Raw genomic sequence first — 311 nt, 5'->3', positions numbered from 1 at the left:
TTCTACATGCGTAGCTGTCTGATTTGAATCTCGCGGCCCCGATCGCGCAGCAGCACGCTACCGGGGTCGCCAGTCACTTGAGTCTCGTCATCGCCCGAGTGACCCGGGCGGTGACCAGCCAATGTGCATGACCTCGCAGCCCTTTGCCTTGCGGCATCAGGCCCGGCCCATCGGCCAACCGTTGCGAGGCTCACCGGTTTTAAGCGGCGAGGGCGAAACGTTCGTCGTTCGCAGTTACTTGCTTCCAGTGGATTAACGAGCGAACTGGTGCTCGGCATGCCCTGATCCGACTCCGTACCCACGTCGAAGCC

General features: G+C 61.7%; 1 other RNA gene. It reads right to left on the bottom strand.

The window, feature by feature from the left end:
* Positions 1–311: a transfer-messenger RNA gene (gene ssrA / locus MST27_RS22355) on the bottom strand; the annotation flags it as partial.

It is taken from the genome of Stutzerimonas marianensis (assembly GCF_022810315.1).
Classification (GTDB): domain Bacteria; phylum Pseudomonadota; class Gammaproteobacteria; order Pseudomonadales; family Pseudomonadaceae; genus Stutzerimonas; species Stutzerimonas marianensis.
This window is presented reverse-complemented; position numbering and strand designations above follow the sequence as displayed.